The 16,845-nt window shown below is 33.9% G+C and carries 15 protein-coding genes and 1 other annotated feature; of the genes, 5 read left to right on the top strand and 10 right to left on the bottom strand.

Annotation, left to right across the window (positions count from 1 at the left end):
• Positions 1-55: 55 nt before the first annotated feature.
• Entirely contained in the window at positions 56-541 is a 486-nt protein-coding gene (locus DN394_RS25680) for a DUF2798 domain-containing protein (RefSeq protein WP_097916302.1), read from the bottom strand.
• A gap of 192 nt (positions 542-733) precedes the next feature.
• Here DN394_RS25680 and DN394_RS25675 point away from each other — a divergent pair, with 192 nt between their 5' ends.
• The gene (locus DN394_RS25675; RefSeq protein ID WP_098705174.1) at positions 734-1,336 is read left to right on the top strand and encodes a DUF2441 domain-containing protein; all 603 of its coding nucleotides are present in this window, start codon (positions 734-736) and stop codon (positions 1,334-1,336) included.
• A gap of 33 nt (positions 1,337-1,369) precedes the next feature.
• Positions 1,370-2,311, top strand: coding sequence for a nucleoside hydrolase (locus DN394_RS25670; protein ID WP_149294365.1), 942 nt, complete (start codon positions 1,370-1,372; stop codon positions 2,309-2,311).
• A gap of 160 nt (positions 2,312-2,471) precedes the next feature.
• Here the strand turns inward: DN394_RS25670 and DN394_RS25665 are convergent, their stop codons facing one another.
• The 3 genes from DN394_RS25665 to DN394_RS25655 all read right to left on the bottom strand — a co-directional run bounded on the left by DN394_RS25665 (position 2,472) and on the right by DN394_RS25655 (position 4,917).
• Positions 2,472-3,338: an MBL fold metallo-hydrolase gene (locus DN394_RS25665; protein ID WP_098953993.1), complete on the bottom strand. Its 867-nt coding sequence runs from the start codon at positions 3,336-3,338 to the stop codon at positions 2,472-2,474.
• A gap of 112 nt (positions 3,339-3,450) precedes the next feature.
• A complete protein-coding gene (locus tag DN394_RS25660) occupies positions 3,451-4,080 on the bottom strand; it encodes an immunity protein Imm33 domain-containing protein (protein WP_098705177.1) in 630 nt (209 codons plus the stop codon).
• A 48-nt stretch (positions 4,081-4,128) separates the two neighbouring features.
• Positions 4,129-4,917 carry a class I SAM-dependent methyltransferase gene (locus DN394_RS25655; protein ID WP_149294364.1) on the bottom strand — a complete coding sequence of 263 codons (789 nt, stop codon included), beginning with the start codon at positions 4,915-4,917 and terminating at the stop codon, positions 4,129-4,131.
• 135 nt (positions 4,918-5,052) lie between these two features.
• Between DN394_RS25655 and DN394_RS25650 the strand changes: the two genes are divergently transcribed.
• On the top strand, positions 5,053-5,790 hold the full coding sequence (locus DN394_RS25650; protein WP_098953995.1) for a ZIP family metal transporter: 738 nt from the start codon (positions 5,053-5,055) through the stop codon (positions 5,788-5,790).
• A gap of 81 nt (positions 5,791-5,871) precedes the next feature.
• The gene (locus DN394_RS25645) at positions 5,872-7,572 is read left to right on the top strand and encodes a pyruvate oxidase (protein WP_098705178.1); all 1,701 of its coding nucleotides are present in this window, start codon (positions 5,872-5,874) and stop codon (positions 7,570-7,572) included.
• 43 nt (positions 7,573-7,615) lie between these two features.
• Here DN394_RS25645 and DN394_RS25640 read toward each other — a convergent pair whose 3' ends face one another.
• The 5 genes from DN394_RS25640 to DN394_RS25620 form a co-directional block, all read right to left on the bottom strand.
• Positions 7,616-8,617, bottom strand: coding sequence for an ABC transporter permease subunit (locus DN394_RS25640; protein WP_098705179.1), 1,002 nt, complete (start codon positions 8,615-8,617; stop codon positions 7,616-7,618).
• A 1-nt stretch (position 8,618) separates the two neighbouring features.
• Entirely contained in the window at positions 8,619-9,485 is an 867-nt protein-coding gene (locus DN394_RS25635; RefSeq protein ID WP_141475238.1) for an ABC transporter permease subunit, read from the bottom strand.
• A gap of 53 nt (positions 9,486-9,538) precedes the next feature.
• Entirely contained in the window at positions 9,539-10,825 is a 1,287-nt protein-coding gene (locus tag DN394_RS25630) for an MFS transporter (RefSeq protein WP_149294363.1), read from the bottom strand.
• Positions 10,826-10,954: 129 nt separating this feature from the next.
• Positions 10,955-12,838, bottom strand: coding sequence for an FtsX-like permease family protein (locus tag DN394_RS25625; protein ID WP_097916282.1), 1,884 nt, complete (start codon positions 12,836-12,838; stop codon positions 10,955-10,957).
• 11 nt (positions 12,839-12,849) lie between these two features.
• A complete protein-coding gene (locus tag DN394_RS25620; protein ID WP_000106429.1) occupies positions 12,850-13,617 on the bottom strand; it encodes an ABC transporter ATP-binding protein in 768 nt (255 codons plus the stop codon).
• Positions 13,618-14,005: 388 nt separating this feature from the next.
• Here DN394_RS25620 and DN394_RS25615 point away from each other — a divergent pair, with 388 nt between their 5' ends.
• Positions 14,006-14,488 carry a DUF2975 domain-containing protein gene (locus DN394_RS25615; protein WP_046959368.1) on the top strand — a complete coding sequence of 161 codons (483 nt, stop codon included), beginning with the start codon at positions 14,006-14,008 and terminating at the stop codon, positions 14,486-14,488.
• Between the two features lie 125 nt (positions 14,489-14,613).
• On the opposite strand, the gene thrS is transcribed toward DN394_RS25615, so the two are convergent.
• Positions 14,614-16,533, bottom strand: a complete 1,920-nt coding sequence (thrS, locus tag DN394_RS25610; protein ID WP_048546697.1) for a threonine--tRNA ligase — start codon at positions 16,531-16,533, stop codon at positions 14,614-14,616.
• Positions 16,534-16,577: 44 nt separating this feature from the next.
• Positions 16,578-16,800: a binding site (T-box leader), on the bottom strand.
• Positions 16,801-16,845: the final 45 nt, after the last annotated feature.

Below are 16,845 nucleotides of genomic sequence, written 5' to 3'. Positions count from 1 at the left end.
ATTTGAGATGTGTTTTTTATTGTTTTATCGGTATATAATATTTTAATAATTATAACTACGCTATATTAACAGGTTTATTCTTCATAACAAACTTTCCAAATAAAAAACGCACAAGTGGCCCCATAATAATTAATTGTAGTGGATACGCCAAAATGAAATTTTTAATGAAAATTGAAAAATACATTGATACAAATGAGTCTCCTTGTAGTCCACCATGTAAATACATCATAGCCATTCCGTAAAAAGACATAAAGAAAACCATTCCGATTACCATAGCTGTCGCCATCGCAACTATAATATTTATTTTCTTCGATTTATCAAACGGTAACATGAATACAAGTTTTTTCGCACAAGGTCCAACGATACATATTTCAATTAATAATGCAATAATGAATCCAATTATTAGTTCTAATGCGATCTCCTTAATATGAATTGGCCCTCCTACTCCATTCAGTAATAAATTATAAAACGTCATTACAATAACCATCCCAAGGCACATCATCATACCAAATTGGAGGTTTTCCTTTCTTGTTGTTGGCAATTTTTATCATCCTTTCTCTTTGAGTCTTTGTCATTATATCGATTGTGGAAACCTCTTCGTAAGTGAACATTTTGTGAACAAATTTAAAGCGTTATCATATATTCACTATACTTTCTAATCAAATTCTCACTCTTACTTATAAAGGTTTTATATATTTCAATGTTGAATTACATTACTACTAGGAGGATAACCATGAATGACACAGAATTTTACGTATACCACATCGTTACAAGGAAAAAAATAAATATTGGACAAATCATTCATTTCGATAAAAATCAAACTAATACTCTATATCGGTTCTTTTTTGAAAGAGAACATTTAAATTCTAGTGGTGAAGATGGCATAAAAATTATAAATAACCACTATAAAAATGAAGAATTACATATAAAGAATGAAAATGCTAAAGTAGTTATGAATTATATGGATCAAACAATTAGAGCCGTTAGAGAAACAATTGTAGAAATGGTAAGACTACAAGAATTCTCTGAATACCCTTCAAGATTATCTTGTTTATATGCTGCAAAGAGCTATGAAGATACTTTAAAATGGAAAGTATTATTTGATTCTTACAATCGAGAAGTTTTGCAGATTGTTAAACTACGAGTAATTGGACATTGTTTTGAAGGTGACGGAAATCTTTTACCGAAAGAAGATGGTATTCCTTTCTCTCAAAAAATTGAACAAGCAAGAGAGTATTGGAAAGGAACTGTAAATAATGAACTTCCGGAATTACTGATCAATGGAAAAATTGAAGTGGTGGAAATCACTGATGATTTTTCCAAACTTCATATTTAATTCCTTACTAAATCATATAGGATGGAGATTACAATGATGGAAAAAGTGTACTTCAATCATGATGGTGGTGTAGATGATTTAATTTCACTATTTTTATTACTCCAGATGGATAAAGTCAAGCTTACAGGTGTTTCAGTTATCCCTGCAGATTGCTATTTAGAACCAGCAATGTCTGCAAGTCGCAAAATTATTGATCGCTTCGGCAAAGAAAATATTGAAGTAGCTGCATCAAATTCCCGTGCGAAAAATCCATTTCCAAAAGACTGGCGAATGCATGCATTTTATGTAGATGCTTTACCCATTTTAAATGAGTCCGGAAAAGTTGTAACACCCGTAGCAAAAAAACCTGCTCATCATCATTTAATTGAAACCCTACTACAAACTGAAGAGAAAACAACTTTATTATTTACAGGGCCTCTTACCGATTTAGCCCGTGCACTATATGAAGCACCTGTAATTGAGGGGAAAATTGAGCGCCTTGTTTGGATGGGAGGAACATTTCGTACTGCCGGCAATGTACATGAACCAGAACATGATGGAACAGCTGAGTGGAATTCGTTTTGGGATCCTGAAGCAGTAGCTCGTGTGTGGGAATCAAAAATTAAAATCGACTTAGTAACGCTAGAAAGTACAAACCAAGTTCCCCTAACTGTAGACATACGTGAACAGTGGGCAAAAGATCGAAAGTATATCGGTATTGATTTCCTTGGTCAATGTTATGCAATTGTTCCCCCTCTCGTTCACTTTCCAAAGAACTCTACCTACTATTTGTGGGATGTATTAACTGCTGCATTTGTTGGGAAAGCTGATCTAGCAAAAGTACAAACGATTAATAGTATTGTTTATACATACGGACCTAGCCAAGGACGTACAGTGGAAACTCATGATGGACGGCCGGTAAATGTCGTTTATGATGTAAACCACAATGGTTTTTTCGACTATATAACTGGGTTAGCAAAGAAAGCCTCTACTTGAAAGCCTGTCTATACGAAAAATAAAAAAATGGTATAACTTCAAATGATGAGCCAGCCAAAAAATTTAGAGATTGGTTGGAACTTATTATTAAAAAAGAGCATTGAATTAAATTTCAATACTCTTTTTGTGCAATTTAATTATATTTGATTAATGTCGTGTCTTACTGATTATTCATTTCATAACCATTTACAAAAAACGTAATTGTTTCTAATTCATCTTCATTTAATTCTCTATCTACATCTCGTTTATACGCTTCCTTTATGTTTTCTTCATCGCCTTTATGAAGTTCTGTATAAGTTCCGACTGTTTTTAACAAATGCATTTCTTGTAAAAACTCATCCCGGCTTATAGCTGTCCCATGAGAAAGAATATAAGTTTCAGCATCAAATGACTCCAACTCCTCTATTAATTTAAACGTTTGTTTCGTTGAATAGTTCCACTTTGAAGAAAAGATATCTGCATATATACAATCTCCTAAAAATAATATCTTTTCTTCTTTCACGTAAATAACAACTGAATCATGTGCATGATCTCCGCCGACATGTTTTAACACGCATGTCACTTCACCAAGGTCTAATTCAATTTGATCCTGGAATGTTAAGTTTGGAGGAATAATTTTAATATTTCTCGCTTTTTCTTCAAACTCTTTCTTGATGCAATCCGCACAAAATGAAATTTCAGTACCTTCTTTTACGCGTGCGTCCAACGCCTCATCTGTCCATTCATAAGATACTAGTGATTGCATTTCTTTTTTCGTTTCAGCATGCGCAATAGTTAATGCATTCTGTAGTACAGATAATCCAAAAATATGATCCCAGTGCCAATGCGTTAGTGCTACAAAATCAGGATTCGATACCTTTTGTTCTTTTAACATTTCTAAAAACAATTGTGCATGTTCTTCTGAATTCCCTGCATCAATCATTAACGTTTTTTCTTGTCCAACGACCATTCCCAATATAGGTCTATCTGTTTCAGAAACTGGTGTCATATACCAAAACGAGTTTCCTATTTTTTTTATTTGCTGCATAATTAGTTCCTCCATTTACTGCTATTCTCTTCAATTATTATCTGTAAAACCTTGTTCCAGCACATAGCATGAAATAATATATATCGCTTTCTTTAAAATATAGTAACTTCATCTATCCATTTAAATAAGCATCCCAATCATAGTCTTCAATCTTATAGAACCTACCTTCATCATTTCTTTCATATGCACATAAAGGTGGTTCCTCAAGAAAGTTTAAAATAGAATCATCTATATTCAAAATGACTCCAATTGAAATAATTTGAAAGTTTTTAGGATTATTGACATAGTCATCACTTTCATAGCCACTCAATATTGACCAACCAGAGTCACCTTCTTCTCTTGAACCCTCTTTAAGCATAAAGTTAAATTCTCTTTTTTCAAGTACATCCTCACTAACAATTACCTTCGTATCAAAATAAAAATCCCAATCTTTTGAAGCTGGATCATTATATTCCGTATCACATATATTTTCAATTCCAAATGAAATTTTATCACCTATTTTTAAATCTAAACGATATGGATCATTGATCAGTTCCCCTGCAAACTTTTTCTCATTTCTTTCAGTGATTTCCACCCACATTCGTTCACCATGAAACCCATCTTCGTCTTCGATTTTAGTTACAAAAATTAACTTTACCAAATCTCCAACCTTTAATTTCTCCAAAACTTCTGAGCTAGGAAGATAAAATGTATAGGGCGCTTCTTTATTTATTTCATAAACATTATCTAAGTACCAAGTCATCTTTTTCTCTCCTTAAAAGCTTTTCACACTCATATTTTAAAAATAACACTATTTTTTCTTCCGGCAAACTACTACCATAGAATAGCAGTCTTCCCCTAACTCATTTCCTTTCCAATCATTATATATATGTAATAGTTCAAAGCCATTCGCTACTAATAATCTTTCTAACTCCTGCGGATACGTATAGCGAAGATCAATCGTTGTTTTCAGTTCTTCTACTCGCACATCACCCTCATAAAACCTTCTTGTTGTTATGTAGTGCTGTATTTGCTGAATTGAATCATATGTCATTTCAGTATATAAATCACATTTTCTTCCCTTTTCATCACGAATAGTTGTCCAATATTCTTCTGTAGATGGTTGTATTAATTCTTCTTTTGAAGGAAAACGTGTATCGAATATGAATATACCATTATCAGCTAACACATGATAAATAGATGTTAATAACTTATTTTGATCTGTATTCGTAAGAAAGTGTTGAAATCCATGACCAACCATAAATGCTAACGGAATTGTTTCTTCAATCTTTAATTGTAAACAGTCTTGTTGTAGCCATTTTACTTTTTTACCCCCCGTAGATTTTCTCTTCGCTTCAGCAAGCATACCTTCATGTATATCTACACCAATCATTTGATATCCGTTCTCTATAAAGGGTATCGTAACCCTTCCTGTTCCGCAGGCAATATCTAGAATCCATTCATTTTGTATATTTAGTTTTTGTGCCCATGATAGTAAGAACGGAAAATCTGACAAACTTTTATTTTCTATATCATATCGTTTTGGATTTTCGTATTCAGATAGACTCCACTTTGTTTGCAAACGTATTCCCCATTTCATATTTGCACTTAAATTTAATATATAAATTATAACGAATTATTAGTTTTTTCTCTATAATTAAACACAATTACTTGGACTAATCTAACTTTCCTTTTCGTAAGCTAAAAATAAGTGGAAGAATCGGAGTGTGATACGATGGAACGATTATGGATTCCAATGATTGTTACGTTTTTTTCATTCGGTGGATTATTATTAGGCGGTGCTGTTGGCATTGCTACGCGCCAGCTCATTGAAGAAAAAATGCATCGTTTATACGCATTGTGTGGCGGAATTTTGCTTGGCCTTTTATCCCTTGAAATTATTCCTGAAACATTTTCAAGCTATGAAATAATTGGACCTATACTTGGTATAGCTATCGGTATTTTAGTTATGAGCTTATTAGATAACTATTGTCATCATCCAATGATACATAAAAAAGATCAACAAGCATGGCAAACTTTCCTTTTTCTTTCTTTTGCCATATTTATTCATAATTTGCCGAGTGGATTTGCATTAGGTACAGCATTTATAAATCATGCTGACTCTGCCATTCCTTTTTTAATAGCAATTGTCGTTCACCATATTCCAGAAGGATTAGCTTTAATTATTCCCTTTCTCTTTACAAAACATAAATATATTTCATTTTTATTAACGACTTTATTGCTTTCACTTATTCTCGGTACCGGTACTGTTTTTGGCATTTTGATGGAAGGAAAAGCCCTACATTTACAAGGACTCATTATGGGAAGTGCTATCGGTTCACTTGGCTATGTTACAATTCATGAAATGCTTTGGAAGGCAAAGAAACAGCTCTCTTTCCTTTCATTTTTAACATGGGCAACTAGTGGATTTTTACTAATAACAATATTTACACTATTCGCTGGTCATCATTAAAGATAATAATTTTATCATTTGTATATTTTTCCTTTTTCTCCAAAACATAATAGTAACTACCTATTATAAGGAGGAAAAATTATGTTTGAGAAAACAGCCGGTGAAGCACTAGTTGACCTATTAATTGACTGGGGAGTAGAACACATATACGGAATGCCTGGAGATTCCATCAATTCAATAATTGAAGCTTTACGAAAAAAACAAGATAAAATCAAATTTATTCAAGTGCGCCATGAAGAAGCTGGTGCACTTGCAGCAGCTTCCTATGCTAAGTTAACAGGAAAACTCGGCGTTTGTATGGCAATCGCAGGGCCCGGTGCTATTCATTTATTAAATGGTTTATATGATGCCAAACTCGATAAAGCACCCGTTCTAGCAATTTCAGGTCAAGTAGAAACCGATTTACTCGGGACGGATTTTTTCCAAGAAGTAAACTTAGAAAGATTGTTCGATGATGTTGCGGTTTATAACCAGCGCATTATGTCAGCAGAACAGCTACCTACTGTCGTAAATCAAGCGATTCGAATGGCTTATACGAAAAAAGGTGTATCTGTTCTTACGATTCCAGATGATGTTCCAAAATTCGAAGTAAAAAGTGGTGCTCGTGTTACAAATACTTCTTTTACATTACCTGAGTTATTTCCGCAAGAAGAAGATTTACATGCTGCAAAACTCGCAATAAATGAAGCGAAAAAGCCTGTTATTTTAGCTGGAAAAGGTGCGAAACATGCGAGAGAATCCTTACTTTCATTCGCAGAACATATTGGTGCTCCAATCGTACTTACATTACCAGCTAAAGGAATTATCCCTGATGAACATCCACTTTGTATCGGTGGATTAGGATTAATTGGAACGAAACCTTCTTATGAAGCAATGAAACATGCTGATACTTTAATTATGATTGGTACTTCTTATCCGTTCACAGGTTTCTTACCCGAAAAAGCAAAAACAATCCATATCGATACTGATCCTGCCCAAATCGGAAAACGTTACGTAACAGATATCGGCTTAGCTGGTGATGCTGATAAAACATTAAAATGGTTAATTGAAAATGTAGAAAAACATGAGGACCACTCCTTCTTAGAGCATCATCAAGAAATGATGAAAAAGTGGGAAGAAAAATTACACAATCAAGAAGACAATTCTTCTACTCCAATTAAACCACAACGCGTTATGCATGCACTGCAACAAGTAGCACATGATGACGCAATATTATCAGTCGATGTCGGAAATGTAACAGTATGGACAGCAAGGCACTTCCGTATGACAAATCAGCAATTTATCATTTCTAGCTGGCTCGCAACACTTGGCTGTGGTTTACCTGGTGCACTTGCTGGAAAAATTGCTTTCCCGGATAAACAAGTATTTGCGGTTTGTGGTGACGGTGGTTTTGGAATGACAATGAACGATTTCGTAACAGCTGTTAAATATAAACTACCAATCGTTGTCGTCGTTTTAAACAATAATAAAATCGCCATGATTAAATTCGAACAAGAAGTTATGGGGAATATCGAATTTGGTACAGACTTAACAAACCCTGATTTTGCAAAATACGCAGAGGCGTGCGGAGGTATTGGATACCGAGTTGAGAATGTAGATGAACTACTTCCTGCTTTCGAAAATGCGGTAAAACAAAATAGACCGTGTATTATTGATATAGTTGTAGATGCAAACGAAGCACCAATGCCAGCAAAAATCACCTTTGGTCAAGCCGCTGGTTATACGAAGCATATGATAAAAGAATTATTTGAAGAAGGTAAGATTGATTTACCACCTCTATAAACAAAAAAGATAGCTGAAAACAATTTGTCTTCAGCTATCTTTTTTATTTTTGTATCTCTCTATAAAAGGAAAAATCATTCACATTAGTTTGTACTCGCTTCTCTTCCTTTACCTCTTTATCCTTGCTCCTTGGTGTTCTTACATTTCCTAGTTTAATCGCATCTTGCATACTATTACTAACTAGATTTCCCGCTAAAATCGTCATACTATAAAAAGCAATTGGTATAAGTACAATCCATGTATGTGTAGTTAAATGGCGGAAGTTTTGACCAATTAGACCAGTCCATTCTTTTGTTACACTATCTGCATCTAATCCAAATAATATCGTTCCGCCAAAAAACAACTTAAGTATTCCAAGATGCAAAAGAAGTAATAGTACACTCACAAATTGTTGGGCTACTAATAAAAGAAATGATGGTAACATATGCGGCCATATATGGCGCCTCAACTTCTGCCACTTACTTCCGCCGAGCACAGTGGCTGCCAACATAAATTCTTCCTTCTTAATACGCTTGACTTCTTGCGCTACATACAGCATAACCGTTGGTACAGCAAGGCATACAAGTACTATAATTTGAAATGCCACACGCAAATACAACGGCACAACTTCCGCTCCACTATCAAACGTTAAAACTTCATTTAACATAAAATAAGAAATCATAACCATCGGTACAATACTAAAAGGATCAAAAAATGATGAAATAACTGGAAAAGAACGTTTACCATACATACCAAGAAGTAAACCAATTCCCCCTCCAACTATAACTCGTAAAATCGCTATAATTATACTCGCTCCAACTGTCCATTTCGCGCCTTCTATTATTAATTGAACAAGGTCGCGGCCTTTCACATCACTTCCAAACCAAAATTTACCCGATGGTGAAAATGGAGCTGCCTCTAGTTCCCCTTTTTCGTTATACATCATCGTAAGTTCGCGAATATTCCCATCAAAAAACACCGTATATCCAATACTAACAATCATTAGTACACTCAAAAAAGTAATACCTATCCAAAATCTCACATCTCTTTTTACAACTTGCCACATATTACACACGCTCCTTTATAACATTTTGTAAAAGCGTATGTAATATACGAAATAGTATAAAAAGCGGCACGTATAATATAACTAGACTCACTGTAAATATTTCTAATTTAGAATTTTCTTTTACAAAAACAAACATTCCATATGTATTGAAAATCCATTCAATAATATATAAATTTGAAAGCATAAATAAAATATTTGTTTTCGCATAATAAATTGTCGTCAATAAAACATTTCTTGAAATATGATGTGTCAAAATATGCCATAAGCTTAGCCCCTTACTCTTAGCAAACAAACTATATTCTTTCTCTAATTCTTCTTTAAATCGTAATAACAAAAGTTTAATAAATAATAATGTTGTTGGTATTGTAAGACATATAATTGGTAACAAACGTATTCTTTCTTCTCCTAATCCAGCCAGTTTGAACGGCATAAATCCTGTTTTTTGAAACATAATTACGACAAGAAGTTGTGATGATAAAATAAGTAGTATATCCGGTATACTCTCAAGCGTAAGGAAAATCCCATTCCACATTTTCTGCTTTATATGAGAACGTTGCAATACCCAAACGACAAGTAAATACGCTATAAGCAAAGATAGTAAAAACGCTGAGAGAAATACAATCATCGTTTCAAAATAATGAATCCAAATTTGCGGAAATAATTTTCTTGAGTCCCGAAATCCATATGTAATTTCATCCGGTTGTAGTAACTTTCCTCCAAGAAATACAATCGTGTTCCAAAAACCGATTAAATCCATTTGCAATCCCTTAAATAAACGCGGTAGCGCACCTAGGCAGATTATACATAAAATAGCAGCTACTAGTTGTAAACAAGTAACCCCACACCATTTAACAATTCGCATCAACATAACGATTTCTCCTTACTATCCGATAGAATATTCAGAAATCAAAACCAGATATATTACATCTCTTCAGCTATACCTTGCACCCGTTTCTTCCCACTAGGTAAAATGGCTTGATATAAACACGTAACAAAAAATAATAAACCAAATAAAATAATAAACAACGTATCTGCACGAATCCATTTCGGGAACAACATCGCTATCGCACCGAGAGATAACAGCTGGAATCCTGTCGTTAATGGACTAAGTAAACTTTGAACGCGTCCCATGAATGACTCTTCTACAATTTCATACATCCAGCCCATTATTGCAACATTAATAAATGGTAAAAAGAAAGTCGCAAAAGCGATACATACATAAAAAGACCATACGTGATTTACAAAGTAACACATACCGAAAAAGACTCCTGAGCCCGCCATACCAAATACAATAATAGGGTTAGGTGCATATTTCTTACCTATACTTGTTGCTACTATACTTCCAATTAATAATGAAATCCCTCCAACTACACCGCCCACCATCGCTAAACTTTCATACGTTGCTGGTGCTAATTTATATTTTAATATGTAAGTAGTGGATACGCTTAAAATACCATTTAATAGTCCAAATACGATAAATCCTAAAAGTAATTTTTTTAAAGTTTCATTTTGATATATATACTTGATCCCTTCTTGAAACTCTGTTTTTAACATCTTCAAATTAACTTCTTTCCACTTTGTTCTACCATTTGGCAAACGAACTTTTTCTGGAATGGAGATCGTTTGAATCAAAATACCACTCATAATAAATGTGAGCGTATTTACTAAAATGCTCCCGTAAATTCCAAAAGTCCAGTACACCATCGTTGCAATTCCTACCCCAAACAAAGCATACAAACTATTCACCATTTGATTCATACCTGCTGCTGCACCATATTGGTCTGATTCAACTACTCCTTGTATCATCGACTGTTCTGATGGAGAGAAAAATTGTATACATGCATTTTCCAAAAATAAAAATATAAAGACGAGTATAATCATTCCATAATAAAGCGAAATTAGAATTCCGATATTACAGAGCGAACAACATATGTTGCTTACCGTACAAATACGTTTTCTATCAAAACGGTCCACTACTGTCCCTACTAATAGAAAAAAGATTAATGCGGGTAATGCCATCATAATTTGTGTCATCGTTGCGTAAACTGGTTGTTTTCCGTACTGGTCTAACAAATAAAACATTAAAGAAATTCCAGCAATCATAGAACCGAGTCGCTCTAAAATATTTGCTAGAAAAAAACGGGCATACACTTTGTTACGAAATAACTGTAGCATTTCTTTCATACTTCTAACCCTTTCTCTCGACAAAATTTTATTTTTTCAGTCATTTATTGGAAGTTACATTATCTTTTTCGACCATTATCCAATCTTTTCCTTCTGTATAGAAAACATTACAAAAAGACTCTTGTCTTTTATACAAGAGTCTTTTTTCTTAAACTACTTCGCTACTTCTTCTTTCGGCATTACCATTCCTTTATAAAGTTGAACTGTTATCCAGTAATAGATGAAATAAATGACTAAGAAAATCCCAATTGGCACCCACACTTTTACAAACGGGTCAACTAATATGAAGCTAAATAAGTTAAGCCCTACTAACACGTGGGAAATTCCAATAATCGCTGGGAAGATAAATAAATATGAAATTTCTTTATATATACTTTTTGTTAACATACTACGTCTCACACCGATTTTTCGTAACATTTCATAACGGCGTACGTCACGAGAAGCACCTGTTAAAATTTTGAACATAAGAGAACTTGCCATCATCGCTAAAAAGGCAATCCCGAGGAAAAACCCCATAAACATTGTTCCACTCATGAAACTGTTCATAAACTGATAAATTGTCATTTTCGTAAATAAGTCTACTTTTGCACCTGTTGTTTTTTCAATTTGTTCTTTTTGTCTCTTGTCTATTTCAATTAACAACGGTTTATATTTTTTCATATCATCTACTTTTGCTAATGTTACACTATGTTCCGTTCCTTGAACTGCTTTGTAGTGTTCTTCATCAGCAATTCTTACAGGTTTTCCGTTAAATTGATTATGTGTAATTTGTATTTCTCTTACAACAGCATCTTCCCAATCCCTTGGCATACGAGGAAGTTTATTGGCTGCTTCAGGAGCTTCCAAAGCAGAATAAACAGGTTCAGTTAAAGGTTCAGCCACACGTTTACGAGCAGGTTCTTTTAAAGTTTTTGTATCAAAGTGGTCTGAAACAAGTGGTGGTTTCTCAGTTAAGTCGTTACGTAAATAATAAACCGCTTCTCCATCTACTTTATACTTATACTTGCTTTCTTCCACAATTTCCATTTCTTTTAAGGCTGCTTTATCTTGATCATTTGGATCATGAATTACGACATCATATACACGAGAGAAGTCTGTCATAATACCTACATTTTTTTGGAACGCCATCCCTGCCGTCATCGCACCTGCACCTAATGCAATTAACATCGCTACGGTACCTAATACTCTCGATAAACTATTTACTCGAAAGCGTAGCTGTGCATATGTAAAACTATTTAAGCCCGTTTCATTTCGTTTTTTATTCCCTTTAATTTTCATCACAAAAAATGGAAGCAATGAACTAAAGATAAAATATGTTCCGAGTGTTGTAACGATTGTCGCTATTATAAAACCAAGTTCAGCAAACATTTTTATATTTACCATAAAATAATATCCTGTACTTACTAGTAATACACCAAGTACAGTCATTATAATAATGCGAGTTTTACTTTTCTTCACTTCATCTAGTGTTTCATCTTCACGTATTAATTCTAATTCTGTTTTACGTAATAAACGGATGCTATTCATTAAACCAGTAATAAAAAATAGTATTAAGAAGAAAATAGCTGTAACTAAGATTGCTGGTGTATATACAGATGAATAACTACCTTTTGCTGAAATTTCCATACCATTCATTAAAAAGTTTCCTGCTACACTTGCAAGTAACATCCCTACTAAGATCCCGATAATAATACTGACAATACCCATACCGAATGTTTCAATAAATAATAACTGTGCTACTTTTTTCTTTTTCGCACCAAGCATCATGTACATACCGAGTTCTTTTCTTCTTAATGTGAGTAAGAAAGAATTGGCATATATAATATAAAATACAGTAATGAAAGATAATAGTATGGCACCTACCCAGAATACGAGTCTAATACTACTAATAAGACTATTATCTTTCGTAAATTCACTATTCATCGCCATCGTTTGGAACATATAGAAAATACTAATACTAATAACGAGACCAATAAGTAAAACCATATAATCTTTTAACATCTTTTTCATACTATGACGTGATAATTTGAATAACATAGTCTCGCCCCCTACTTAGACTCAGCAGCTGAGCCCATATGAGCGAGCACGCCTAAAATGTCTTGATAGAAATTTTCTCGTGTTCCTTGACGCTTTAACTCTTTATAAAGAAGACCGTCTTGAATAAATAAAATACGCTCACAATAACTCGCACTAAACGCATCGTGCGTAACCATCAAAATACTTACATTGTGATTTTCATGTAAATCTTGCATCGCTTCTAATAAGCTTTTTGCATTTTTACTATCAAGCGCACCAGTCGGTTCATCTGCTAATACGATTGCTGGATTATGTACTAAAGCTCGTGCTGCCGCCGTTCTTTGCTTTTGTCCACCAGAAACAGCAGTTGGATATTTCGTTAAAATTTCAGTAATCCCTAATTTCTTTGCAACCTCATTTACCTTCCCCGTAATCTCACTTGAAGGTACGCCTTGCAGAGAAAGTGGTAAAGCGATATTTTCATAAATTGATAAGTTTTCTAGTAAGTTAAAATCTTGAAAAATGAATCCTAATTTTTGAGATCGAAAATCAGATAATGCATTCCCCTTCATAGAAGTAATATTTGTACCAGCTATTGTCACACTGCCACCCGTTGCTTGATCCAATGTACTAATCACATTAAGTAAAGTCGTTTTTCCAGATCCAGAAGGACCCATAATCCCGACGAATTCTCCTTCTTTAATACTTAATGACACACCCCTTAACGCTTTTGACTGATTCTCATTTCTTTTCCCATACGTTTTTTCTACACTTTCTACAGTAACTACATTTGTTGACATCTCTTTCACTCCATCCCTTTTGTATAAAATTAATTTCTCACATATTTCTTATCTTTTTCTCATGTAAATCCTTAATAATTTTTAAATTTTTCAATCAGAAAGGATTACACGAGTTACGTAAACCTTTTTCCTATTCCATATTCTCACTTTTCTAAAACTCGTTCCTTCGATTTCGCTTACATTTACCTTACATTTTTGTAAGGTAAAAATATTACAGACCACTTTATAAGGGAATTTTCTTTGTAATGAAAAAGGCTTTTATTTTCATCAAAATTAATAGGATACATAAATAACAATAATAATGAGTTAAAAAACAATATAATTTTATTTTAAAACAATAAATTATATGATAAAATCATGTTGTCATTAAATAAACGAGGTGCTTTTTATGAAACAAGTTACAACACTCTTTTTAAAACTAGCTATTGTTTTTATAGGTATAGTAGTACTTGCATTGTGCATATTTTTAGTTCCTAAAATCGGGAATTTCGCTGGAGAATTGTATCCAGCTATTGCTTATATGAAATCTCTCGTTTTAATCGATATGTACGTAGCGACCATACCTTTTTACTTCGCTCTGTATCAAGTTTTTAAACTTTTAAGTTATATTGATAAGAACAAAGCGTTCTCGGTATTATCAGTAAAGGCTTTAAAAAATATAAAATACTGTGCCCTCACTATCGGTACCATATACATACTAGGTATGCCACTCTACTATCTAATGGCAAAAAAAATTGATCCTCCAAGTTTTATACCAATTGGATTGATCATTATTTTCTCCTCTATCGTGATTGCTGTTTTTGCTGCAGTTCTCCAAAAACTCTTACAAGAAGCCATTAATATAAAATCAGAAAATGATTTAACGGTATGAAGTGAAATATATGGCAATAAATGATGAAGGGATAGCGATTAAGCTATCCCTTCATCATTTATTATGGTTCTTTAATGAGTTTAAATTCAGTAATACATGTTAATGGTGTATTTTCTTATCAATCTCTATTTCTTGTTTTTTATTTCCTCTTTTATACTCTCCACAAACCCATTTAGTTCAATAACTTCTGACTGGTCTTCACCGTATTTACGTACATTTACAGATCCGTTCTCCATTTCCTTATCCCCAATAACAAGAACATAAGGAACTTTTTGCATTTGTGCTTCTCTTATTTTATATCCTAACTTTTCATCTCGTACATCTCTTTCAACACGAATGCCAGCTTGTGCTAATTTATCCGCAATCTCATCCGCGTATTGTACATGGACTGCATTCGAAACTGGAATGACCTTCACTTGAACCGGTGCCACCCATGCCGGGAATGCACCTCCAAAATGCTCAATTAATATCGCTAAGAAGCGGTCCAGAGATCCTAATACTGCCCTATGAATGACAACTGGTCTTCTCTTTTCATTCTTCTCATCTATATAATTTAAATCAAACTTCTCCGGCATTTGGAAATCTAGTTGGATTGTCCCGCACTGATGACTTCTATTTAAAGCGTCTTTAATATGGAAGTCGATTTTCGGTCCGTAAAATGCACCGTCACCTTCATTTAGTCTATATTTATAATTCAATGAATGTAATACATTTTCTAATGCCTCTTCTGCTTGCTCCCACAACTTATCATCACCCATTGAATCTTCTGGACGAGTAGAAAGCTCTACTTCATATTCGAATCCAAAAGTTTTATAAACGTAATCAATTTGCGCCATTACGGATTTAATTTCATCTTCAATTTGTTCTGGAGTTACAAATAAATGAGCATCATCTTGGCAGAAAGTACGAACTCTTAATAATCCGTTTAAAGCCCCGCTAAATTCGTGTCGGTGTACTTGACCGAACTCACACATACGAATTGGCAATTCGCGATAAGAGTGTAATTTATTTTTGAACATTAACATATGTCCTGGGCAGTTCATTGGTTTTAATGCGAAACTTTTATTGTCTACTTCAGAGAAATACATGTTGTCTTTGTAATGTCCCCAGTGTCCTGATTTCTCCCATAATTCTTGGTTCATCATAAACGGAGTACGTACTTCTTGATACTTATACTCTTTTTGAATTTCTCTTAAAAATGCTTCTAATTCATTACGAATAATTTGTCCTTTCGGTAAATAAAATGGCATTCCCGGAGCCTCTTCAGAAAACATAAATAACTCCAGCTCACTACCTAATTTACGATGATTTCTTTTTGCTGCTTCTTCAACGAAATGTAAATAATCTTCTAATTCTTTTTGAGAAGAGAACGCAACACCATATATACGCTGAAGCACTTGATTGTTACTATCACCTCGCCAATATGCACCAGACACGTGAGTTAATTGGAAAGCTTTCAAATAGCCTGTTGACGGTAAATGAGGTCCTCTACATAAGTCTACAAATTCACCTTGTTTATATAGTGTTACACTTTCCCCACTAGGAATTGCTTCTAACAATTCTAATTTCAGGTGATCATTCATTTCTTGAAACAGTTTTTTTGCCTCTTCTCGTGAAACCTCAACTCGCTCTATTTTTATATTTTCATTTATAATTTTTTTCATTTCTTTTTCGATTTCCGGTAAATCTTCTACGTTTACACTACTCGGAAGATCCATATCATAATAAAATCCATTTTCAATAACAGGTCCTACACCAAGGTTTACATTACCATGCATTCTCTTTACAGCTTGCGCTAAAATATGTGCCGCAGAGTGTCTTGCAATTTCCACCCCTTCATTTGAATCTATAGTAACGATTTCTACTTCCGCATTTTCTTCAATATTTCGGCGTAAATCATATAACTGATCATTTACTTTCCCTGCGACTGCTTTCTTTTTTAAACTACTGCTAATGGATCCCGCAATTTCTTCTAAAGTAATTCCTTTTACAAATTCTTTAACGCTTCCATCCGGAAATTTCATTTCAATCATCTGTTCTTTCATTTTTCATCTCTCCATTTCATAATAAAAAGCACACTCATCCCTAAAATAGGGACGAGCGTGCTTTTACCCGTGGTTCCACCCAGATTCCCATTGTAAATATACAATGGCTTCTTTTACGGTAACGTCGTTTACACGGCACTAGATACTTAATTTCCCCAGTGCAGCTCTAAGGTGGTAAGTTATTTTTCTGCGTTAGGAAGTTCTCAGCTTTCCTTCCTTCTCTGTATAACCGGATAAAATAACTCGTGTCCTTTTCTTCGCTTATTATGAAATTGAATACAAAAAAGCATATTCATCCCTAAAATAGGGACG

It is taken from the genome of Bacillus sp. BB081 (assembly GCF_008368895.1).
In the GTDB taxonomy this organism is placed as follows: Bacteria; Bacillota; Bacilli; order Bacillales; family Bacillaceae_G; genus Bacillus_A; species Bacillus_A wiedmannii.
This window is presented reverse-complemented; position numbering and strand designations above follow the sequence as displayed.